We start from the raw sequence: 21,827 nt of genomic DNA, 5'->3' as shown, positions 1-21,827 counted from the left end.
GGCGCCCGCACCACGTCACTTCACCCTCACGTTCTTGAGAAACAGGCGGTCCTGATGACGAACCACACCCTCTCCCGCAGAAACGCGCTGGCCCTCGGCGGCAGCACCCTGGCCGGCCTGATGCTGGCGGCCTGCGGCGGTACGGCCACCACGGCGAGCAAGACCTCCGGGAAACCGGTCAGCGGCGGCACCCTCACCATCGGCCTCGACGGGGAGCCCACGGTCGGCTTCGACCCGCAGGTGGCCCAGGCCTACTTCGACCAGCAGATCGTCGCGCAGTTCTACGAGGGCCTGCTGAGCCTGGACAGCAAGGGCCAGATCAAGCCCGGGCTCGCCAAGAGCTACCAGCAGGTGGACGCCACCACCTACCGGTTCATGCTCCGCGACGGGGTCACCTTCCACGACGGCACCAAGCTCACCACCGACGACGTCATCTTCAGCCTGGAGCGGCTGATGGACCCGGCGATCAAGTCGCCGTACACCCAGCAGTACAAGATCAAGACGGTGACCGCGCCGGACGCGAGCACGATCGAGATCAAGCTGAGCGCCCCGCAGCCGTCGCTGTACAACTTCCTGGCCCGCCCGTGGAGCGGCGCCATCATGAGCAAGAAGTGGACGACGTCCCGCACCGGGAACCAGCTCAAGCAGTCGGAGAACGGCACCGGTCCCTTCGCCCTGAAGAAGTGGTCGAAGGGCATCTCCATCGAGCTCTCCGGCCACAAGGGCTACTGGGACAAGCCGAAGCCGTACCTCGACACGGTGATCTACCGGCTCATCCCCGACGAGACCTCGCGCGTCGCCTCGCTGCGCTCCAACTCGGTGCAGCTGCTGTCCTTCCGCGATCTGCGCATGGTGAGCGACGTCAAGACGACGAGCGGTGTCACCGAGGCGAACGGGCCGATCGTCTCCAGTGTCTGGCTCAACATGAACACCCTCAGCGGACCGCTCGCCGACAAGCGGGTCCGGGAGGCGTTCAACCTCGCCATCGACCGCACGACCCTGATCAAGACGCTGGGCAGCGGCTCCGCCACCTTCGGCTACGTCATCCCGCCGCAGGACCCGTACGGCATCACGCCCACGGCCGCCGACCCGATGTACACACAGAACCAGAGCAAGGCGATCGCGCTCCTCAAGGAGGCGGGCAAGAGCAAGGTCACCATCGAGCTGCTCGCCCCCAGCGACCCGGCCTACGGCCCCGACATCTCCGCCATGGAGCTGATGAAGGCGCAGCTGTCCAAGGTGGGCATCACGCTCGACCTCAAGCTCGTGCCGTTCGCGAGTGTCGTTCCGAAGGTGCTGGCCGGCGAGTACACCGACATGGTGATGATGACCAGCGTGCTCAACGCCGACCCGAGCCAGTACCTGGACCTGTGGTTCGCCAAGGGCAGCCCGGCGACGAAGGTCAAGGACCCGCACCTGTGGGACCTGATGGCCGCCGCGAAGAGCGAGCAGGACAACGCGAAGCGCATCACGCTCTACCACCAGCTCGCCCAGTACATCGCCGACGAGGCCTACCTCCTGGTGCCGTACGCCAAGGCGGTGCGCGGCGAGGCGTGGAGCGACAAGCTGCACGGCTACCAGCCGGACGCCACGGCGACCCGGCTCAACCTCAAGAACGCCTGGCTGTCCGCGTGAAAGCCGACACCTTGACGCCCGCCCGTGCCGCCACCGGGTCCGACGGCACGGGCCCGGTCCTCGACGTCTCGGGGCTGCACATCGGATTCGGCGGATCTGACGTCGTCTCCGGTGTGGATCTCCGCGTCGAACAGGGCGAAGTGGTGGGCCTGATCGGCGAGAGCGGCTGCGGCAAGTCCAGCGTCGCCCTCGCCGCCATGGGGCTGCTGGGCTCCGGCGCCGACGTCCGCGCCGACCGGCTGGAGGCGTGCGGCACGGATCTGCTGGGCAGCGCGCCGAAAGAGCTGGAGAGCCTGCGCGGCGACCGCGTGGCGATGGTCTTCCAAGAGCCGATGACCTCGCTCAACCCGTGCATGCGGGTCGGCGCGCAGGTCGCCGAGGTGCTGCGCATCCACGGCAAGGCCGGCCGGAAGGAAGCGCAGGAGCGGGCGGTGGACCTGCTGCGCCTGGTGGAGATCCCCTCCCCCGAGCGCCGGGCCAGGCAGTTCCCGCACGAACTGTCCGGCGGCATGCGCCAGCGCGTCGTCATCGCCATCGCGATGGCGGGCAGCCCGCGCCTGCTGCTGGCCGACGAACCGACGACCGCCCTGGACGTCACCGTGCAGGCCGAGATCCTGCGACTGCTGCGCTCGCTCCAGGAGGAGCACGGCATGGGGATGCTGCTCATCTCGCACGACCTCGGGGTCATCACCGCGATGTGCAGCCGGGTGCAGGTGATGTACGCCGGTCAGGCGGTGGAGTCCGGCACGGTCGAGCAGGTGCTGAACGCGCCCCGGCATCCGTACACGCGGGCGCTGCTCGCCGCGGTGCCCCGGATGCGGGAGGGCGACGGCACCCCGCTGACCGCGATCCGCGGCCAACTCACGGACGACGCCCGCAAGTTGCCCGGGTGCCGCTTCGCGCCGCGCTGCCCGCTGGCCGCCGACGCCTGCGCCGAGCCCCAGCCGCTGCGGCCCGTCGGCGAAGGGTGGGTGTCGCGCTGCTGGCGTGACATCGAGGACGCCCCGACCGCAGCCGGAGGAGACGATGACTGAAGCACAGCTGGACAAGACCGCCGCGGACACCCAGGTGCCGCTGCTCGAACTCGCCGGTATCGGGCACGAGTTCGGACGCCGCCCGGGCCGTTCCGGTGTCCGGGCCGTGGACGACATCTCCCTGGCCCTGAACCCCGGTGAGACGGTCGGCCTGGTCGGCGAGTCCGGGTGCGGCAAGAGCACGCTCGGCCGGATCGCCACCAGGCTGTACCGTCCCACCCGGGGCGCCGTGCGCTTCGAGGGCAAGGACATGACGCACCAGCCGAAGAGCGCCGACCTGAAGGCGTTCCGGCGTGCGGTGCAGATGGTGTTCCAGGATCCCAACGGCTCGCTGAACCCCCGGCTTCCGGTGGGGGCGAGCATCGAGGAGCCGTTGCGTGCACGTGGGGTGCCGCGCACCGACCGGCGCGCCCGGCTGGCGGAAGTCCTGGAGGAGGTCGGGCTCGACGCGGCGGCGGCCGGCCGCTATCCGCACGAGTTCTCCGGCGGCCAGCGTCAACGCCTCGCACTCGCCCGGGCGTTGGCCCCGCAGCCGTCGGTGATCGTCCTCGACGAGCCGACGTCGGCGCTGGACGTCTCCATCCAGGCGCAGATCCTCAATCTGCTCCAGGAGATCCAACAGCGGGACCGCATCGCCTACTTGTTCATCTCGCACAACCTCGGCGTGGTCCGCCATCTGAGCCAACGGGTCGCCGTGATGTACCTCGGGTCGATCGTCGAGATCGCCCGGCGCGGCAGTTGTTCGAGGCTCCGCAGCACCCGTACTCCATGGCCCTGCTCTCGTCGGTCCTGGAGCCCGGCGACGACACCGGGCCGGGCGAACAGATCGTCCTCAAGGGCGAGTTGCCCTCGCCGACCGACATTCCGGCCGGCTGCCCCTTCTCCTCGCGCTGCTGGCTGGCCGACGACCACTGCCGCAGCGAACGCCCCGCACTCACCGAACGGACACCGGGCCATCTGACCGCGTGCCACAAACCAGGGGGTCACTCATGACCGACACACTGCGCCGCGGCTATGTATCCAGCCCGTTCGGCCAGCTGCACTATGCCGAATGCGGCACGGGCGAACCAGTTCTGATGCTCCATCAGACACCGCGCTCCTGGACCGAGTACCTGGATGTACTCCCCCGCGTCGGGGCCACGCACCGGACCATCGCCATGGACACCCTGGGTTTCGGGGCATCCGCGAAACCCGAGGGGCCGCACACGATCGAGCGGTGGGCCGACGCGGCCGACGCGCTGATCGAGGAACTCGGCCTGGAGCGCTTCCACCTCGTGGGCCACCACACCGGCGGGGTGATCGCGGTGGAACTCGCCGCACGCCACCAGAAGCGGGTGGCGAGTCTGTTCCTGTCCGCGACGCCGTTCATCGACGAGGAGAAGCGGCGTTCGGCGGACCAGCGCAAGGCAGTCGACCATGTCGTACCGCAGCCGGACGGCTCGCATCTGCTCGAACTGTGGAACCGCAGGCGGGAGTTCTACCAGCCCGGCGAGGAGGCCGCCCTCAACCGGTTCATGATCGACGCGCTGACCGTGCTGGACCGGGTCGAGGAAGGGCACGTCGCGGTACGCGGCTCGATGATGGACCAGCGGCTGCCTCTCGTCACCGCCCGCACGCTCGCCGTCTGCGCGTCCGGGGACCACTTCTCGATGCCGGGCCTGGAGAAGTTCGCGGACGCCGGCTGCGAGACACGGGTCATTCCCGGCGGACACGTCCCCGTGCCGGAGCAGCTCCCCGAGGAGTTCTCCCGGCACATCCTCGACTGGGTGGCGGCGGGATGACCACCGCCGGCGCGGTCCGGGAGTCCGGCGAGCGGCCCAACTCGGTGCTCGGCAAGGTAAGTCTGATCCTGTCGGCCTTCGGCGACGACGACTTCTCCCTGGGCCTCGCCGAGTTGAGATCCCGCACCGGCATCGCGAAGGCCACCGTGCACCGGCTCTGCCAGGAACTGGTGGCCACCGACTTCCTGGAGCGGGACGGCTGCAACTACCGCCTGGGCGTACGGCTTTACACGATGGGCCTGCGCTCGCCCCAGCAGCGCACGCTGCGCGAGGCGGCCAGGCCGGTCATCGAGGGCCTCGCGCAGAACCTGGACAACGCCGTGATCCTGGCGATCCCGCACGACTCCGAGCTGCTGTGCGTCGAGAACATCGGCACGCACCGCAATCACGCCCGCTCCACCGCCGACGGCCGGCGCCTGCAGCTGCACAGCACCGCCGCGGGCAAGCTCACCCTGGCGCTGCTCCCCGAGCAGTACCCACTGGCGAGCGTCCTCCCGCTGGCGGTCCGCTGCACCCCGCACACGCTCGGCCCCGCCCAACTGCCCGGTGAACTCAAGCGTGTTCGGGAGCAGGGCTACGCCGTCGAGGTCGAGGAGCGGCGCCTGGGCTATCTCGCCGTCGCGGTGCCCGTGCGCGGCGCGGGCGGCGCCTACCTGGGCGCGCTCTCGGTCATCGCGCCCACGGCGGGCAGCAGGATCACCCGCCTGCTCACCGCCCTCACCCGGGCATCGAGCGTCATCACGACCCGACTCGCTCGCTACGAGTCCCTCCGCGCTCCCGACTGACAGCGGGCCCCGCACCGCTCTCGGCCAAGGCCGCCACGAACCCCTCGGGGTTGTCGCGCATCATGTGGTGGCCCGCGTCGGGGACGAGGACGACCGGGATGCCGGCCTGCCGCACGGCGGGCTCGTCCGCGTAGGGGCGGCTGCGGGTGCCGATGAGCATCACCCTCGGCTGGGGCAGGCCGTAGAAGAGTTCCGCCGTGCCCGGAGTCGTCCCGCGTACCAGGCTCACGGCGCTGCGGTGGAGGATCGCGGGGTCGGCCGTGCGGACGCGGGCCGCGTAGTCGGCATCCAGTATCGACAGGAGCGTACGGAATCCGCGGCTGACGAAGTCCTCCTCGGACCGGGCCGCGATGGCCGCGCTGTAAAGTCCGCCGCCCGCGCGCAGGTTGGGCTCGGCCACGACGAGCCCGGAGACCAGGTCGGGGCGGGTCGCGGCGAGGACGATCGCGATGGCGCCGCCCATCGAGTGGCCGACGAGGACGGCGTCCTCGATGCCCTCGTGGTCCAGGAGAGCGGCGACCGTCTCGGCGTGCGCCTCCAGCGTGCCGGGGAAGTCCTTCGGGCGGTCGCTGAAGCCGTGGCCGAGGAGATCGACGACGATCGCGCGTCCGCCGTGGAGAGCCGCGACTCCCGTGAAGTCGGCCGAGCCCGCGCAGCCCAGTCCGTGAAGGTACACGCGGGCGGGGCCGTCGCCCGGGAGGTCGAGCCAGCGGAGGTGGCCGCCTGCGCCGGGGAGGTACGTGGACCGCATCAGTGCTCCTCAACAGGCGTCACAGCAAGGGCAGTTCGGGGTGTCATCGCCAGAGGCTCCTGTCGTCCGGGACGGCGAGGAGGCTGTCGGTGGGGAGGTGGGATCCCTGGGGTTCGCGCAGCGGGACGACGCCGACGCAGCGGCCGTCGCGGTCCAGGATGCGGCCCATGTGCTTCACCGTGCGCAGGACCACCGAGCGGTCGTCGATCACCAGGCGCGGGAGACGGCGCGAGAGATGCGCCTCGAAGGTGTGCACGTCGGCCAGCGCGCGCAGCCAGACGTCGATGACGAGGTTGTGCGGGCCCGCGGTGATCGCGCACGAGCGGACCTCCCGGATGCCCGACAGGACGCGGCTGGTCTCCTCCAGGTGCTGGGCGGGCACGGAGGCGAAGTACACCGCCGCCAGCGGCCAGCCGGACAGCCGGCGGGCGAGGTCGCAGCGCAGGCTCACGCGGGAGGCCAGCAGCGACTGGAGTCTGCGGCGGACCGTGGTGACGCCGACGCCGGTGGCGGTCGCCAGGGCGCGGATCGACATCCGGCCGTCGGAGCTGAGGAGTTCGAGGATCTGCGCGTCCAGGGAGTCCCAGGGCGTGGTGGTCCCGGTGCCCGGGTCGGGCGGGATGTCGGAGGCGTGGCTCGCCTCGATGCGCGCGCACTGAGCGGCGTCCAGGCTGCGCAGGCGCCAGCGGCTGCCCTCGGTGGGGACGCCGGTGGAGACGTGGGTGCGGGTGGCGCGGACGCCCGGTGTCTGCTGGAAGAGCCGGGTGGTGAGGTGGGCGAGTTCGTCGAGGTCCCTGGTCTGTACGGCGGTGACGACGTCGCGGCCGCCGGCCGTGATCTTGACGTTGGCCACGGCGTGCTCGGCGGCGAGGGCGCGTGCCACGTCCTCCGCGACGCCGGGTTCGGTGTCGACCTCGACGATGCCCGTCACCACGATCCGGGAGTCCGACAGCCTCGGGTAAGCGGTCACCCAGGCGAGCCCGGCCTCCTCCAGCCGCTGCCAGCGCCGCGCGGCCGTCACCGGATTCACGCCGAGGACGTCGCCGATCAGGGTCCAGGGGGCCCGGGGGTGGATCTGCAGCGCGTGCACGACTCCGCGGTCCAGTTCGTCGAGATCCGCGGCAGCGAAATCCTGCGCCTCCTGGGACGGCGTATTCCTGCGCGCCCGACTGAAATCAGGATCGGAAGCTGCACCGTAGCGCGGGGTTATCTCGTCCATTGCAGACTCCCTTTCGCCTGTTCCTGACAGCGAGGTTCCCCGACACCGAGGTTCCTGACACCGAGGAGTGATTCGGCCCCACCATGACGGATGCCATGACGCAAGAGACCTTTCGGACCATGTTGCGCGTCGAGAACGCCCGCCTCGTCGACGGTACCGGTGCGCTCCCGGTGAATGACGCCGTCGTCGTCGCGGACGCGGAGGGAACGATCGCCTACGCCGGACCAGCGGCTACGGCCCCACCCGTGCCCGCCGACGGCTCCCCGGTCCGGATCATCGACGCCGGCGGCCGGACCGTGCTCCCCGGGTTCTTCGACTGCCACACCCACCTCGCGTACGCGCAGGGCTCGCCGCCCGGGCGGCGTGGCGAACTCGACCCGGTCCTGGTGACCTACGACACCGCGACCCGGCTGCGCCAGACCCTGGACGCGGGTATCACCACCGCCCGTGACCTGGGCGGACTGTCCACCGGGTTCCGTACCGCCGTGGAGACCGGGCGGATCGTCGGCCCCCGCCTGCACACCGCCGTACGGATCATCAGCCACACCGGCGGGCACGCCGACTTCCGCATGCTGGACGGCACCGACCTCAGCGGCGGCGAGATGGCCGAACTGGCCGACACCGTGGACGAGTCCCGGCTCGCCGTGCGCAAGGTGATCCGCGCGGGGGCCGACGTGGTCAAGATCTGCGCGTCCGGCGGCATGGCCAGCCCCTACGACCAGCCCGAGGACGAGGGGCTGATGGAGGAGGAGATCCGGGCCGTGGTGGACGAGTGCCGGCGCCACGGCGGCAAACCGGTCGCCGCCCACGCGCAGGGCACCGCGGGCATCATCAACGCCATCCGCGGCGGCGTCACCAGCATCGAGCACGGCTACGGCCTGGACGAGCGGGCGCTGGACCTGGCGGGCGAGCGGGGCACGTTCGTCGTGCCGACGCTGTCCACTGTGTTCGCGGGCATCGACAAGGACCTGATGCCGGAGCACCACTACCAGAAGAAGGTCCGCTGGTCGGGCATCACCAAGGAGAACATCGCCCGCGCCATCGACCAGGGCGCCCGTATCGCGCTCGGCACCGACGCGGCGGTCTGCCCGCACGGCCAGAACCTGCTGGAGCTGCGCTTCCTCGTGGACCTCGGCATGGACCCGATGACCGCGATCGTCGCCGGCACCCGCGTCTCCGCCGAACTCCTGGGCCTGTCCGACCGGTTGGGCACGCTGACCGCGGGCAAGACCGCCGACCTGATCCTGTGCGACGGCGACCCGCTCGCGGACATCGGCGTGCTCGGCGATCCCGGCAACATCGTGTGCGTCGTCCAGGACGGCGTCGTACGCAAGGATCTGCTGCCGGCGGCGCAGCCGCGCTGACGGTCTCACCCTTGACGGGCCGCGGTACGGAGGGCCGGCAGGACCGAGGCGCCGACGGTCTCGATCAGGCCGGTCGGCAGGTCGTAGGAACCGACGTGCTGGAGGAAGACGTCGGTCACCCCCAACTCGCCCAGGGTGCGCAGGCGTTGGGTGATCTGTGCGGCCGTGCCGATCAGACAGAACTCCTCGGCGAAGCGGACGGCCGCCTCGTCGCTGATCCAGGTCGAGCAGATGTCGACGGCCGCGTCCCAGTCCTCGGCGTGCACGAGGTCCGGGTAGACGCCCTCCACCGTCTCCGGGACGTCGACGTCGATGCCGGCGAGGGCGAGGAAGGACGCGCCGCCGTTCTGGGCGATCGAGGCGCAGATCGGTTTGATCCGGCGGGCCTCGGCCTCGATGTCGTCGGTCACCGCGCAGAACGCGGACACGGTCACCGGGAGCGTGGCGGCGTTCCGGCCCGCCGATTCCGCGCCTTCCCGGACCCGGGCGGTGGCGGCGGCCAGGGTGCGTGGCGAGACACCGCTGAGCAGGATGACGCCGTCGGCGATCTCACCGGCGAGGCGCAGGTTGCGCGGTCCGCTCGCCGCCAGATGCAGTGGCACGGTCGGCTGGGGGTCGCGCAGCCGGGAGCGGACCTTGTCCTCGAAGTCCCACTCGCGCCCGTCCAGCAGGGCCCTCAACATGCCGAGCCCTTCGCGCAGTTGGGCCGAGCCGGTCTGCCGCAGGCCGATGGGCGCGACGGAGCTGTTGCCCACGCCGAGGCCGAGGGTGAAACGGCCCGGCGCCAGTTCGGCGACGCTGCGCGCGGCCGACGCGACGACGGACGGGTGCCGGGTCGCCAGGTTGGTGACGGCGGTGCCGAGGCCGATGTGCTCGGTGGCGAAGGCGGCCGCGGTGAGCGTGGTGAACACGTCCCGCCACAGCAACTGCGAGTCGGGGAACCACACTTGGTCGAAGCCGAGCTCCTCGGCCCGGCGTACGGTCCTGGCCACCCGGTCCGCCCGGTCGCAGGGCGGGACGCGCACGCCGATCCGCAGCGGGCCCTCGTCCGTGTCCGTGTGCGTGTCCGTGTCGCTGTCGCGATGAGCGCTCATGGCGACGACCCTAAGGACGGGTGAGGGGCCGCCAAACGTCCGCGGTCCGCTGAGCGAGCCGCCCGCGCCCGGGAGGGTCGCGGGCGCCCCGGTCCCGGGCGTGACTACGCCCGGCCGGACGACGGCAGGAACGCCATGGTCATCGTGTCGGGCTTGACGGTGACGACCGCTTGAGCGCGTGGCGGGCGTGAGGTGAGTTCGAGGCGGGGCCAGGTCCGCAGGACGGTCGCGAGGATGATCTGGAGTTCGGCCCAGGCGAAGTTCTCGCCGATGCACTTGCGGCGGCCGTCGCCGAAGGCGAGGAAGGAGCCTCGCGTGGCCGGGGCGCGCTCGGGTGTCCAGCGGTCCGGGTCGAAGGTGTCGGGGTCGGGGAAGTGGTCCGGGTCGTGCTGGTGCAGATAGGGGCTCCAGATCACGTCGGCGCCCCGGGGGACGCGGTGGCCGCCGAGGTCGACGTCACGGGCGGCGGTTCTGGTCACCATCCAGGCCGGCCCGTATTTTCGGATGGCCTCCTGCAACACCCGTCGGGAGTAAGGGAGTTGGTCGAGGTCCTGGTGGCAAAGGGGCCGGTCGCCGCACACCGACTCCAGTTCCTCGCGGAGCCGTCGCTCGATGCCGGGGTTCCGGGTGATCTCGTACAGCGTCCAGGCCAGCGTGGTGCCGGTGGTCTCGATCGCTCCGGTCAGCAGGGTGATGGCCTCGTCCTGGAGCTGCTGCCGGCCCAGCGAGTCCTCCGCCGCGAGCAGGGTGGCGAAGAGGCCGGTCCTCTCCTCGTCCCGGGCGGCGCCCGCGTGCGGACAGCCCGTCGCCTCGGCCGGGGCCGCCTCTCCGGTGCCGTGGTGGTCGATGGCCTGGTCGATCAGTGCGCGCAGCCGGGCGACCCGCTCGGCGTGGGCGCGGTTCATGGGCAGCGGCAGTCGGGTCACCCAGGCCGGGAGGATGGTCTGCCTAATCGTTCCTTCCATGATGGCCGGCATGAGGGCGGTGAACTCGCCCGCCAGTCGCCCCGGCACATCGGTGCCGAAGAGGGCCACCAGGAACGCGGCCAGGGTGATGGCGTTCATGTCCGCGTACACATCGCGGGGCTGCCCCGCGGGCCAGGCGGCGACGAGCGACCGTACCCGGTCGATCATGGCGTCGCCGCGCTCGGCGATGTGCGCCTTGTTGAACATCGGCTGCATCAGCCGCCGGTTGCGCAGATGCGTGTCCCCGTCGGCGACGGTGGCCAGCCCGTCGCCGAAGAAGACCCGCAGCGCGTCGATGATCTTCCCGCCCTTGGTGAAGTCGGCGGCGTCGGTCACCAGGACCCGCCGGGTCAGGGCGGGGTCGGTGACCACGTAGGCGGGGGTGGGGCCGATGCGTATGCGGACGATGCTGCCGTGCTCGCGCAGCGAGGTGATGAACGGCAGCGGGTCACGGGCCAGCCGGTGGCCGTGTCCGATCAGCGGCAGGCCGCCGGGGGCGGTCGGGGCGGGGACGGGAGCGGGGGCGTCGGCGGATGAGGTGGCGGGGGCGCTCAACTGATCTCCTCATGGGCAGGCAACCGCAAACGCCCGCATCTCTGCCCAAGATCACCTTCCGGAATGCAATCCGGAAGTGATCCCTCCGTCACACTCCGAAGTTCCTCACACGCGCCGCACACTCCTGGTCCCGTGCTCCGGATTCAACGACGGCATCGCTTAATCCCATGGCGAGGAACGGTTGGACGCGGGAATCGCGCGGGGGCACAGTGGACGTGTCGATCACCCCGACACCACCACCCCCTCATGCACCTCGCGGAGACCCCCCGATGACCCACGTCGCAGATCCTGAGCGTTACAACGGCACCATGCGCTACCGCCGCACCGGCCGCTCGGGGCTCGACCTGCCCCTGCTGTCGCTGGGCTACTGGCACAACTTCGGTGACGACCGGCCGTTCGAGACGCAGCGCGAGATCGCCCTGCGCGCCTTCGACCTCGGCATCACCCACCACGACCTGGCGAACAACTACGGCCCGCCCTACGGCGCCGCCGAGGCCAACTTCGGCCGCCTGCTGAAGCAGGACCTCGCGCCGTACCGGGACGAGCTGGTCGTCTCCACGAAGGCCGGCTGGGACATGTGGCCCGGTCCGTACGGTCAGGGCGGCGGCTCCCGCAAGTACGTCCTGGCCTCCCTCGACCAGTCGCTGAAGCGCACGGGCCTCGACTACGTGGACATCTTCTACTCCCACCGCCTCGACGCCGGCACCCCGCTCGAAGAGACCATGGGCGCGCTGGACACCGCCGTCCGCCAGGGCAAGGCCCTCTACGTCGGCATTTCGTCGTACGACGCCGAACGGTCCCGCGAGGCCGCCGCCATCCTCCGCGAGCTGGACACACCGCTCCTCATCCACCAGCCGTCGTACAACATGCTCAACCGGTGGATCGAGAACGACGGGCTGCTCGATGCCGCGCGGGACGAGGGCTTCGGGGTCATCGGTTTCACCGCGCTGTCGCAGGGGCTGCTGACCGGGCGGTACCTGGACGGGATCCCGGAAGGGTCGCGGGCCGCGCAGGGCACGTCGTTCGACGCGGGCTGGCTGACCGAGGACATGGTGCGCCGGCTGCGCGCGCTCAACGACATCGCGGAGCGGCGCGGGCAGACCCTGGCGCAGCTGGCGCTCGCCTGGGCACTGCGCGACGAGCGGGTCACCTCGCTGGTCATCGGCGCGTCCCGCACGGAGCAGCTCGAACAGAACGTGGCCGCGCTGGACAACCTCGCCTTCAGTTCCGAGGAGCTGGCCGAGATCGACTCGTACGCCGTCGACGGCGGGGTCGACCTGTGGCAGGACGCGCGGACTGGGAAACTCGGCTGAGTCGCACGGTGCCGGCCGTCATGGCCGGCACCTCCCAGGACAGCGCGGAGGCATGACCCACATGACAGTTGACGGCTCGGTCGAGCACACGGACGGCAGCACCGGCGGCGAGAGCGTCCCGACCACTCAGGCGGTGCTGGAGTCGCTGACCCCGAGCGCGACCTTCCTGGTCGTCACCGTGGAGCCCGAGGGCGAGGAGACCGTGCGCGAACTCCTCGAAGATCTGGGCGGGTTGATCCGGTCCATCGGGTTCCGCGCGCCGGACGGGCGGCTCAGCTGTGTGACCGGCATCGGCTCGGAGGTGTGGGACCGGCTGTTCGACGGCCCGCGCCCCGCCGAGCTGCACCCGTTCCGTGAACTCGCCGGGGAACGCCACATCGCCGTCTCCACCCCCGGCGACCTGCTGTTCCACATCAAGGCCGTACGCGCCGACCTGTGCTTCGAGCTGGCGACCGAGATCATGGGCCGGCTGAACGGCGCGGTCGCCGTGGCCGACGAGGTGTCCGGGTTCCAGTACTTCGACGTGCGCGATCTGCTGGGCTTCGTCGACGGCACCGAGAACCCGGTCGGGCGGGCGGCCCGCGAGGCGGTGGTGATCGGCGGCGAGGACCCGGAGTTCGCGGGCGGCAGCTATGTGATCGTGCAGAAGTACGTCCACGACATCGCGGCCTGGAACGCGCTGCCGGTGGAGCAGCAGGAACGGGCCATCGGGCGCAGCAAGTTGACCAACATGGAGATGGACGACGACGTCAAGCCGGCCGACTCGCACATCGCGCTGAACGTGATCACCGGCCCGGACGGCACCGAGCGGAAGATCCTGCGCGACAACATGCCGTTCGGCAGCGCGGGCCAGGGCGAGTTCGGCACCTACTTCATCGGGTACGCGCGCACGCCCTCGGTCACCGAGCAGATGCTGCGCAACATGTTCCTGGGCACCGACTCCGCGTCCCACGACCGCATCCTGGACTTCTCGACGGCCGTCACCGGAAGCCTTTTCCACGTCCCGTCCGCGGACTTCCTGGACGACCTTCCGGACCTTCCCGACCGTTCGGACGGGTGACGCCGGGCGCGACTGAGAGCCGCCTGTGGGGGCGCTGTACGCGGCGCGGGAGAATTCAGCGGTGGGCCAAGACCCGTACATCGCAAGGGTGTTGACGTGCACACACCTGACTGCGAAGGTCTGGACCTGGCGCATCCAGGAGCGCCCCCACAGCCCAGAACTGGAGTCGGCGTGCCCGAACTGACACCCCCCACCGACAACTCCGCGAGAGCGGCGAAGCCCCGGAGCCGACGTCTTCGCCGCTCCGCCGTCGTCACCGTCCTCGGTGCGCTGGCCCTCGTGGTCGGTCAGGCGACGGCCGCCCAGGCCTCCGTACTGACGGCGCTCCCGCAGAACGCGGACGGCCTGGAGCAGACCTTCTCCCCGGCCTACGACTACGACGGCGACGGCTGCTACGCCACGGCCGCCATCGGCACGGACGGCACCATCAACCCCGGGCTGAAGCTCGGCGGCGACGTCAACGGGCACTGCCACGACCTCGCCCAGCTGAACAACTCCAACACGTACTCCCGCGAGAAGTGCAACAACGACTGGTGTGCGGTGATGTACGCCAGCTACTTCGAGAAGGACCAGGTCACGCTGGGTCCGGCGGCGATCGGTCACACCCACGACTGGGAGCACGTCGTGGTGTGGATCAAGGACAACACGGTGCAGTACGTGTCGGTGTCGCAGCACTCCGCGTACCAGGTGTCGGCGGCCTCGGGGGTGCGCTTCGACGGCACACACCCCAAGATCGTCTACCACAAGGACGGCATCGGCTCGCACGACTTCCGCTTCGCCAACACCAACGACGAGCCCGCGGAGAACGCCACCGGCAACTGGTTCTACCCGCGCCTGGTGGGCTGGAACGGCTACCCGGCCGGCCTCAAGGACAAGCTCCTGGCCGCGGACTTCGGTTCGGCCACGCTGAAGATCAGGGACAGCGACTTCAACTACGCGCTGTCCATCGCGGAGCCGTCCGGCATCTCGTTCGACCCGAACGCGTGATGCCGGCCCGGCCCCGGAGCTGCCGTCACGGGCGGGTCTCGTAGCGCGGTTTCGGGGCCGGGTGGATGTTCTGGTTCAGACGGAAGACGTTGTCCGGGTCACGGTCGGCCTTGATGCGGGCCAGTCGCTCGTAGTTGCCGCGGTAGCTGGCCCGGACACGTTCCTGTCCCTCGTCCATCATCATGTTCACGTAGGCGCCGCCCGCGGAGTACGGGTGCAGGGCCTCCTGGTAGTCGACGGCCCACTGCTTGATGAGGCCCGCGTTGGCGGGATCCCGGTCGACGCCCGCGAACACGGACGCCCAGCGCGCGTCGCGATACGCCCACGGGGTCTCGTCGTTGCCGACGTCGTGGGCCGCGCCGTCGATCGGGTAGAGGTGCATCGTCGACTGCGGGGTCGGGACCTCCGCGCCGAACTTGGCATGCAGCTCCACGGCCTCGTCGGGGATGTCGTCGACGAAGTCGGCGCGCCAGTACCACTGGTCACCGGGCGGGTAGAGCCCGTCGAACATGCCCTGCATGTCCGGGTGTCGCATCGGTCCGGCCGCGTGCAGCAGCGGTGCGGGCAGTGCGTCGAGCAGCGGGGCCATCTCGCGTGCGGCGGCCTCGGTGTCGCCGCCGGTGTAGCACCACACGACGCCTGCCGTCTTGCGCAGCTGGATCTCCTCGGGGAACGGCGGGGCGGGCGGAACGCTGCCGTGCAGGAAGAAGGCGTTCAGCTCGCGGGGCGCGTTCGGCAGGAAGTCCCGGTAGGCGGCGAGGACTTCGGCGCTGATCTCGACCGGCCAGAAGGTGGGTCCGGCGACGACCGTGCTCACCTCGTGCAGCCGGAACAGGAAGGAGGTGACGACCCCGAAGTTGCCGCCACCGCCCCGGACCGCCCAGAACAGGTCGCTGTTCTCGTCCGAACTCGCCCGCACCCGGCTGCCGTCGGCCAGGACGAGGTCGGCCTCCAGCAGGTTGTCGATGGTCAGCCCGCATTTGCGGGTGAGGTGGCCGAGCCCGCCGCCGGTGGCGAGACCGCCGACGCCGGTGGTGGAGATGATGCCGCTGGGCGTGGCGAGTCCGTACGCGTTGGTGGCCCGGTCCACCTCGCCCCAGACACAACCGCCGCCGACCCGGACCGTGCGCGCGTCGGGGTCCACCTGGATGCTCCTCAGCGGGGAGAGGTCGGCGACCACTCCCCCGTCGACGGTGCCGAGTCCGGCCCCGTGGTGCCCGCCTCCCCGTACCGCGAGGGGCAGTTGGTGGGCGCGGGCGAAGCCGATCACGCGGGCCACGGCGGCCGCGTCGGCTGGGCGGGCGATGAGGGCGGGCCGTTTGTCGATCATCGCGTTGTAGACGGCGCGGGCCTCCGGGTGGCCGGCGTCGTCCGGCCCGATCAACTCCCCGGCGAAATCGGTCAGTTCTTGACGAGCGGCCTGTGCGGGCGTGCTGGACATGCGGTCCCCCGATTCGTGGTGCTCTGGATGACCTGCTTGTTGTATTTCGCCCGGAACCGCGCGGTCATCCGTGCGCGTCACCCAACTCGGCGCCTGCGGGTACCTACGTTTCGGCGTCCGGCAGCAGTCCCAACTCCGTTGCGCGGGCCGCGGCCTGCCGCCTGGTGGGCGCGTCCAGCTTCTCCAGTACGGCCCGCACGTGGTTGTCGACGGTACGGACGGACACCACGAGCCGGTCGGCGATCTCCGGGTTGGTCAGACCGTCCACGAGCAGTCGTACGACCTGGAGTTGGCGCCCGGTGAGACCACCCGGGTTACCCCGGGTCGCCGCGTGCGGGCCGCGCGGGATGCGGCGGACACCGAGGTCGCGCAGCTCGGCGCGGACGAGACGGGCGAGGGGTTCGGCGCCGAGCGCGTCGAGTTCGGCGAGGGCGGTGAGTCTGTCGGCCGGGTCGGGGCTCTCCGCGAGCGCGGCCGCGTGTTCGTAGGGGCAGCCTGCCTGTTGCCACAGATCCGCGGCCCGTTTCCACTCCCCGGACGCCTGCAGCGCGTACGGGTGGTCGCTCTCGTCGACGGCCACCGGGTGCCCGACTTTGCCGAGCCAGTAGCCGAGTTCGGCCCGGTACGGTCCGTGGCCGAGGCGGCACGCCTGCTCGTGGACCGGCCGCACCGCCTCGGCCGCCGCCGCGCGGTCGCCGCGCAGCCAGGCAGCCTCCGCCCGTACGGCCGCCACCGGACCCGTGCGCTGCAGCTCCCCGGCCCGTACGGCGATCTCCCGGGCCTGGTCGAGGAGTTCGTCGGCGCCCGGCCTGCCGCACCGCACGCGCACGCGGGCCAGCACGGTCAGCGCGGGACAGCGGGCGGGCACGAACTCGTGCATCCCGTACTCGGCGTGCCGCTCGGCGTCGTCCCAGTCCGCCGCCGCGAGCCGTCGCATCGCCTTCTCGACGTGCAGATAGTTGAAGAACCCCAAGTGCTCGGCGCGGTCGGCGAGTTCCAGGGCCGGGGGCAGATAGCGGTCGGCCTCGGCGTACCGGAGGTCGTCGAGGAGGGACCAGATGATGTTGGCGTAGGACCGGCAGGCGTGTTCGACCTCGCCCGCCGCGAGCGCCACCGCCAGGCTCTCCTCCACCTGCCGCCGCCCGTCCGGGTCCCCGCTGCGCCAGCGGGCGGTGCCCACGTTGTTGAGGGCGTGGGCCAGGATCGCCGCGTCGCCCGAGCGACGGGCCAGGGCGATGGCGCGCTCGCCGTGCGCGACGGCCTCGGCGTACCGGTCGGACAGCATCCGCAGCTGGGCGGTGTTGCTGAGCGCGAGGGCCAACAGCCGGTCGTCACCGGCGTGTTCGAGGACCGCGATGGCTTCCTTCGCCGCGTCCTGGGCCTCCGTCGCATGGCCCGCCCACCAGTGGATGCGGGACAGCCAGCGCAGATCCGCGCCGAGGGTGAGGGTGTCGCCGAGGGAGCGGCGCAGGGCCACGGCCTCGCGCTGGGCGGCGACGGCCTCGACGGAGTCGGCGATGGTGTAGCACTCCACCGCGTAGCGTTCGAGCAGCGAGGCGAGTTCGGCGGGCGTGTAGCGCTGCCGTTGCCGCAGCACGAGCCGGAGGTGGGCGGCGGCCTCGCGGTGGGCGCCCGCCTCGGTGGCGTCCCGGGCCGCGCGGGGGCCGTAGCGGGCGATGGCGTCCTGGTCGCCGACCTGCGCCGCGTGGTGGACGACACGGGCGGGGTCGGAGCCCGGCCGGAGCACGAGGGCGGTGAGCACGTTGCGGTTGAGGTCGATGCGCCGGGCCGCGGGCAGGGAGTCGACGACCGCGCGGCGGATCAACTCGTGGCGGAACGTGACCCGTTCGGGGGTCACCGCGAGCAGCCCGCGCTGTTCGGCCGTGACCAGCCCGGCGACCCCGTCCGTCAACAGCGTGTCGACGAGGGGCCGTTCGACGGCGGAGGGCACGACGGCGAGCTGCTCCAGCGCGTCGACGCTCCGGCCGTCGAGTCCGCGCAGCCGGGCGAGCACCGCGTCGACGACCGTCGGAGGCACTCCCCCGGCGCCGCCGGCCGCGAGGACCTCGGTGACGAAGAAGGGGTTGCCCGAGGTCACCTCGTAGACCTCGGCCGGGTCGAGCCGGCTGGCCGAACCGAGCGTGCGGACGGCGGACTTGGAGAGGCGGGCCAGCGGGAGCCGGTGGACGCGGTCCGCGCGGGAGACCTGTCCGAGGAGGTGCCGCAGCGGGTGCTCACGGCTCAACTCGTCGTCGCGGTAGGTGAGGACGAGTACGGCGGGCAGCTGCGCCATCCGCCGTACCAGGAAGCGCAGCGCGTCCAGCGAGGCCTCGTCGGCCCAGTGGACGTCCTCCACGACGAGCACCGCCGGATGCGGTATCCCCGCCAACTCCTCCTGCAGGGCCTCGCATACGCGGTGGCGGTCGCCGCCCTCCATGACGGCCCGGGCGAGGTCGGCGCCGACACTGCCGACGAGGTCGCGGAACGGGCCGAGGGGGCGCCGCGTGGCCAGGTCGTCGCACTGGCCCAGGAGGATGCGGGCGCGGTGCGGCAGCCGGTCCGGCATGGCCCTCACCAGGCTCGACTTGCCGATGCCGGCCTCGCCGAAGACGAGCGCCACGGACCCGGCCCCGTCCGCCGCCTCACGTGCGGCCGAGGCCAGTCGCGCCAGCTCGGGCTCGCGCTCGAGGATCCCCCGGTCCACGCCGCTGATTGTGCCACTCGGCGCGAACTCCCGTACGGGTGTCACACTTCGGGCCTCCGCCGCCCTCTTGAGTGCGGACACTCACGGGAGGCGCTCATGACCAGGACCGAACCGGCCGGGACGACCACGCGGCATCTGATCGAACTGTCGGCCGGAACCGTCGCGTACGAGGACACCGGCGGCGACGGTCCCGTCCTGGTGCTGCTGCACGGGCTGTTGATGGACGCGTCGTTGTGGACCGGTCCCATCGCCGAACTGTCCGCCGCCCACCGGTGCGTGGCCCCGACCCTCCCCCTCGGCGCCCACCGTCACCCGATGCGCGCGGACGCCGATCTGTCACTGCCCGGTGTGGCCCGGCTCGTCGCCGAGCTCCTCGACCGGCTGGATCTGCGGGACGTCACGCTCGTCGGGAACGACACGGGCGGAGCTTTGGTGCAGCTGCTGATGGCCGAGGGGGCCGCGCGCGTGGGGCGGGTGGTGCTCGTCTCCTGCGAGGCGTTCGACAACTTCCCGCCGGGTCTGACGGGTCGGACCCTTGTGCTCGCGGGACGTCTTTCGCCGTGGCTGTTCGGGCAGTTCATGCGGCAGCTGCGGGTGCGCGCGCTGCGCCGTCTGCCGTTCGCGTTCGGGTGGCTGACGAAGCGCGGGGACGCGGTCACCGCGCGGTGGACGGAGCCGGTGCGGCGGCAGCCCGGGATCCGCCGTGATGCCGTACGCGTGCTGCGCGCGGCGTCGGCGGACGGGCGCCGACTGCTGGAGCAGACCGCCCTGCGGCTCGGGGAGTTCGACCGTCCCGCACTCGTGGTGTGGGCGAGTGAGGACCGGGTGATGCCGCCCGGGCACGGGCGGCGGCTGGCCGAACTCCTGCCGCAGGGACGGCTGGTGGAGGTGGCCGACGGCTACACGCTGCTCCCGCTGGACCGGCCTGCCGAACTCGCCCGGCTCATCGGCGAGTTCGTACGCGCGACCGTGCCGCCTTCACGGGCATGATCCGGTGCCTGCGGCGCGGCTTGGGGGCGTCGAGCATGCTGACGCCGTTGTAGTTCCGGCCGTGCAGGTAGAACACGGGCCCGGCGACGAAAGTGACGACGACGGCGACGACGCTGATCGGGAAGAGGACCGGGAGCGACTGGCCCTCGGGGAGGGTCTTGCCGCCCTCGTGGATCGCGTAGGCGAGGGCGGCGAAGAAGACGACCGCGCACACGATCCCGACGACACGCAGGACGGCCGCGAGCGTGCGGGTGGTGGCCCGGTCGCGGACCTCGGCCAGCAGGGACGCCGAGCACTCGGTGCAGGTCAGCTCCACCGTGTGCTTGCCCGAAGAGGGCCGCTTGACCACGTAGTGTGCGTCGGTCCAGGTGATCGTGCGCGTCCTCGGCTGGAGGAATCCGCCCGTGACCTTGTCGCTGAGTATGTGCCGCACCGCGACCTCCGCGGTCCCCGCTGTGCTCATGGTTCCTCCGACACGCCGCCCCGACGATCATCACGAATCCCGCACAGTGTGACCTGTGAGAACCGGCCACTCAATGGTCCTGGTGATTTCTTTTCCTTCGCCTACAACTTCTCAACTCAGCCATGACGTGCGGGACTTCTCCGGTCGCACCTCTTGACGGCTTTGGTGCAGACCTTTAGGTTCACCAGCCAACAGACCTCCCATGAATGCATTCCACGCTCACATATGTGAACACCCGTGTTCACCTCTCACCGCCCTCAAGCCGGCGGCGTCCACCCCCCACCCAGGACGAAAGGCCCCCTCGTCATGCAACGCCTCGCCCTGCGCTGCGCCCTCGCCCTCTCCCTCGGCCTCACCGCCGTCGGCACCCTCGCAGCCCCCTCCGCCTCGGCCGCCACCGGCACCATCACCGGCCTCGGCGGCAAGTGTCTCGACGTCGCCGGCGCGAGTTCCGCCGACGGCACGGCCGTACAGATCTACGACTGCAACGGAACGGCCGCCCAGCAGTGGACGGTCGGCTCCGACGGAACCATCAGAGCCCTCGGCAAGTGCCTTGACGTCACCGGCAATTCGACGGCCAACGGCGCCCAGCTCCAGCTGTGGACGTGCGGCGGCAGCGCCAACCAGCAGTGGACGGTCAGCGCCGCGCGCGACATCGTGAACCCGGCCGCCAACAAGTGCCTCGACGTCACCGGCAGTTCCACGGCCAACGGCACCCGCACCCAGATCTGGACCTGCTCCGGCGGCGCCAACCAGAAGTGGACCGCGCCCGCCGCCGGCGGCACGACCCCGCCCACGACCGCCCCGATGGCCGTGGCCCCGTACCTGTACAACGGCTGGGGGAACCCGCCCAGCCCTACGACTGTCATGAACGCGACCGGCGTGAAGTGGTTCACGCTGGCGTTCGTCCTGAGCAACGGCTACTGCAACCCGCAGTGGGACGGCGGCCGGGCGCTGACCGGCGGGGTCGACCAGTCGACCATCAACACCGTGCGCGCAGGCGGCGGCGATGTCGTCCCGTCCTTCGGCGGCTACAGCGGCAACAAGCTGGAGAGCTCCTGCTCCAGCGCGAGTGAACTGGCGGCGGCCTACCAGAAGGTAATCAGCGCCTACTCGCTCAAGGCCATCGACATCGACATCGAGGCCGACGCGTACAGCAACGGGACCGTGCAGCAGCGGACCGTGGACGCGCTGAAGACCGTCAAGGCCAACAACCCGGGCATCAAGGTGTACGTCACCATCGGCACCGGGCAGAGCGGTCCCGACACGAGCCTCATCAACCGGGCCGCGTCCTCCGGGCTGACCGTGGACGCCTGGACGATCATGCCGTTCGACTTCGGCGGCGCCGGCCAGAACATGGGCACGCTCACCCAGCGGGCGGCGGAAGGCCTGAAGACCGCGCTGAAGAACGCGTACGGCTACAGCGACGACGCGGCCTACCGGGACATGGGCATCTCGTCCATGAACGGCATCACCGACAACAACGAGACCGTCACCACCGCCGACTTCCAGACCATCCTCGGCTACGCGCAGACGCACCACCTCGCGCGGCTGACGTTCTGGTCCGCCAACCGTGACCGTCCCTGCCCCGGCGCCTACCCGAACGACGACACCTGCTCGGGCGTGAGCCAGAGCAACTGGCAGTTCACCAGCATCTTCGCCCAGTACACCGGCTGACCGCCGCCC

Annotated in this window: 17 protein-coding genes and 1 pseudogene; 11 read left to right on the top strand and 7 right to left on the bottom strand. The window is 71.0% G+C overall.

Annotation, left to right across the window (positions count from 1 at the left end; translation table 11 throughout):
* Positions 1-54 precede the first annotated feature (54 nt).
* The 5 genes and pseudogenes from R2B38_RS40940 to R2B38_RS40915 all read left to right on the top strand — a co-directional run bounded on the left by R2B38_RS40940 (position 55) and on the right by R2B38_RS40915 (position 5,235).
* Positions 55-1,635 (top strand): ABC transporter substrate-binding protein, encoded by a 1,581-nt coding sequence (locus tag R2B38_RS40940; RefSeq protein WP_318020858.1) that lies wholly within the window; start codon positions 55-57, stop codon positions 1,633-1,635.
* Positions 1,632-2,669 carry an ABC transporter ATP-binding protein gene (locus R2B38_RS40935; protein WP_318020857.1) on the top strand — a complete coding sequence of 346 codons (1,038 nt, stop codon included), beginning with the start codon at positions 1,632-1,634 and terminating at the stop codon, positions 2,667-2,669. Before R2B38_RS40940 ends, R2B38_RS40935 begins: the two co-directional genes overlap by 4 nt.
* Positions 2,662-3,662: pseudogene (locus R2B38_RS51400) on the top strand (ABC transporter ATP-binding protein). Before R2B38_RS40935 ends, R2B38_RS51400 begins: the two are co-directional and overlap by 8 nt.
* Complete coding sequence (locus tag R2B38_RS40920; protein ID WP_318020855.1) at positions 3,659-4,450, top strand: alpha/beta fold hydrolase; 792 nt, start codon at positions 3,659-3,661, stop codon at positions 4,448-4,450. The pseudogene R2B38_RS51400 and the gene R2B38_RS40920 overlap by 4 nt, the downstream one beginning before the upstream one ends.
* The gene (locus tag R2B38_RS40915; protein WP_318020854.1) at positions 4,447-5,235 is read left to right on the top strand and encodes an IclR family transcriptional regulator; all 789 of its coding nucleotides are present in this window, start codon (positions 4,447-4,449) and stop codon (positions 5,233-5,235) included. Before R2B38_RS40920 ends, R2B38_RS40915 begins: the two co-directional genes overlap by 4 nt.
* Here R2B38_RS40915 and R2B38_RS40910 read toward each other — a convergent pair.
* Positions 5,189-5,986 carry an alpha/beta hydrolase gene (locus tag R2B38_RS40910; protein WP_318020853.1) on the bottom strand — a complete coding sequence of 266 codons (798 nt, stop codon included), beginning with the start codon at positions 5,984-5,986 and terminating at the stop codon, positions 5,189-5,191. The two genes, R2B38_RS40915 and R2B38_RS40910, sit on opposite strands and share 47 nt — an antisense overlap.
* Positions 5,987-6,029: 43 nt before the next feature.
* Positions 6,030-7,205, bottom strand: coding sequence for an Lrp/AsnC family transcriptional regulator (locus R2B38_RS40905; protein WP_318020852.1), 1,176 nt, complete (start codon positions 7,203-7,205; stop codon positions 6,030-6,032).
* Between the two features lie 83 nt (positions 7,206-7,288).
* On the opposite strand from R2B38_RS40905, the gene R2B38_RS40900 reads away from it, so the two are divergent.
* A complete protein-coding gene (locus R2B38_RS40900; protein WP_318020851.1) occupies positions 7,289-8,569 on the top strand; it encodes an amidohydrolase family protein in 1,281 nt (426 codons plus the stop codon).
* 5 nt (positions 8,570-8,574) lie between these two features.
* On the opposite strand, the gene R2B38_RS40895 is transcribed toward R2B38_RS40900, so the two are convergent.
* A complete protein-coding gene (locus R2B38_RS40895) occupies positions 8,575-9,663 on the bottom strand; it encodes an LLM class flavin-dependent oxidoreductase (RefSeq protein WP_318020850.1) in 1,089 nt (362 codons plus the stop codon).
* 104 nt (positions 9,664-9,767) lie between these two features.
* Positions 9,768-11,183 (bottom strand): cytochrome P450, encoded by a 1,416-nt coding sequence (locus R2B38_RS40890; RefSeq protein WP_318020849.1) that lies wholly within the window; start codon positions 11,181-11,183, stop codon positions 9,768-9,770.
* 269 nt (positions 11,184-11,452) lie between these two features.
* Here R2B38_RS40890 and mgrA point away from each other — a divergent pair, with 269 nt between their 5' ends.
* From mgrA to R2B38_RS40875, 3 genes are all read left to right on the top strand, one after another.
* Positions 11,453-12,496, top strand: a complete 1,044-nt coding sequence (gene mgrA, locus R2B38_RS40885) for an L-glyceraldehyde 3-phosphate reductase (RefSeq protein ID WP_318020848.1) — start codon at positions 11,453-11,455, stop codon at positions 12,494-12,496.
* 61 nt (positions 12,497-12,557) lie between these two features.
* The gene (locus R2B38_RS40880; RefSeq protein WP_411978611.1) at positions 12,558-13,556 is read left to right on the top strand and encodes a Dyp-type peroxidase; all 999 of its coding nucleotides are present in this window, start codon (positions 12,558-12,560) and stop codon (positions 13,554-13,556) included.
* A gap of 279 nt (positions 13,557-13,835) precedes the next feature.
* Positions 13,836-14,543: an NPP1 family protein gene (locus R2B38_RS40875; protein WP_318021918.1), complete on the top strand. Its 708-nt coding sequence runs from the start codon at positions 13,836-13,838 to the stop codon at positions 14,541-14,543.
* A gap of 25 nt (positions 14,544-14,568) precedes the next feature.
* Here the strand turns inward: R2B38_RS40875 and R2B38_RS40870 are convergent, their stop codons facing one another.
* Together R2B38_RS40870 and R2B38_RS40865 are read right to left on the bottom strand one after the other, a co-directional pair.
* Entirely contained in the window at positions 14,569-15,984 is a 1,416-nt protein-coding gene (locus R2B38_RS40870; protein WP_318020846.1) for an FAD-binding oxidoreductase, read from the bottom strand.
* 103 nt (positions 15,985-16,087) lie between these two features.
* Entirely contained in the window at positions 16,088-18,688 is a 2,601-nt protein-coding gene (locus tag R2B38_RS40865) for an ATP-binding protein (RefSeq protein WP_318020845.1), read from the bottom strand.
* Positions 18,689-18,784: 96 nt separating this feature from the next.
* Between R2B38_RS40865 and R2B38_RS40860 the strand changes: the two genes are divergently transcribed.
* Positions 18,785-19,678 (top strand): alpha/beta hydrolase, encoded by an 894-nt coding sequence (locus tag R2B38_RS40860; protein WP_318020844.1) that lies wholly within the window; start codon positions 18,785-18,787, stop codon positions 19,676-19,678.
* Here the strand turns inward: R2B38_RS40860 and R2B38_RS40855 are convergent.
* Positions 19,632-20,141, bottom strand: coding sequence for a hypothetical protein (locus tag R2B38_RS40855; RefSeq protein WP_318020843.1), 510 nt, complete (start codon positions 20,139-20,141; stop codon positions 19,632-19,634). The genes R2B38_RS40860 and R2B38_RS40855 overlap by 47 nt on opposite strands.
* A 306-nt stretch (positions 20,142-20,447) precedes the next feature.
* Here R2B38_RS40855 and R2B38_RS40850 point away from each other — a divergent pair, with 306 nt between their 5' ends.
* Complete coding sequence (locus tag R2B38_RS40850; protein ID WP_318020842.1) at positions 20,448-21,818, top strand: lectin; 1,371 nt, start codon at positions 20,448-20,450, stop codon at positions 21,816-21,818.
* Positions 21,819-21,827: the final 9 nt, after the last annotated feature.

This window comes from Streptomyces sp. N50 (genome assembly GCF_033335955.1).
Classification (GTDB): Bacteria; Actinomycetota; Actinomycetes; order Streptomycetales; family Streptomycetaceae; genus Streptomyces.
The sequence above is the reverse complement of the archived record's forward strand: the minus strand, read 5'-3'. Positions and strand labels throughout refer to the sequence as shown.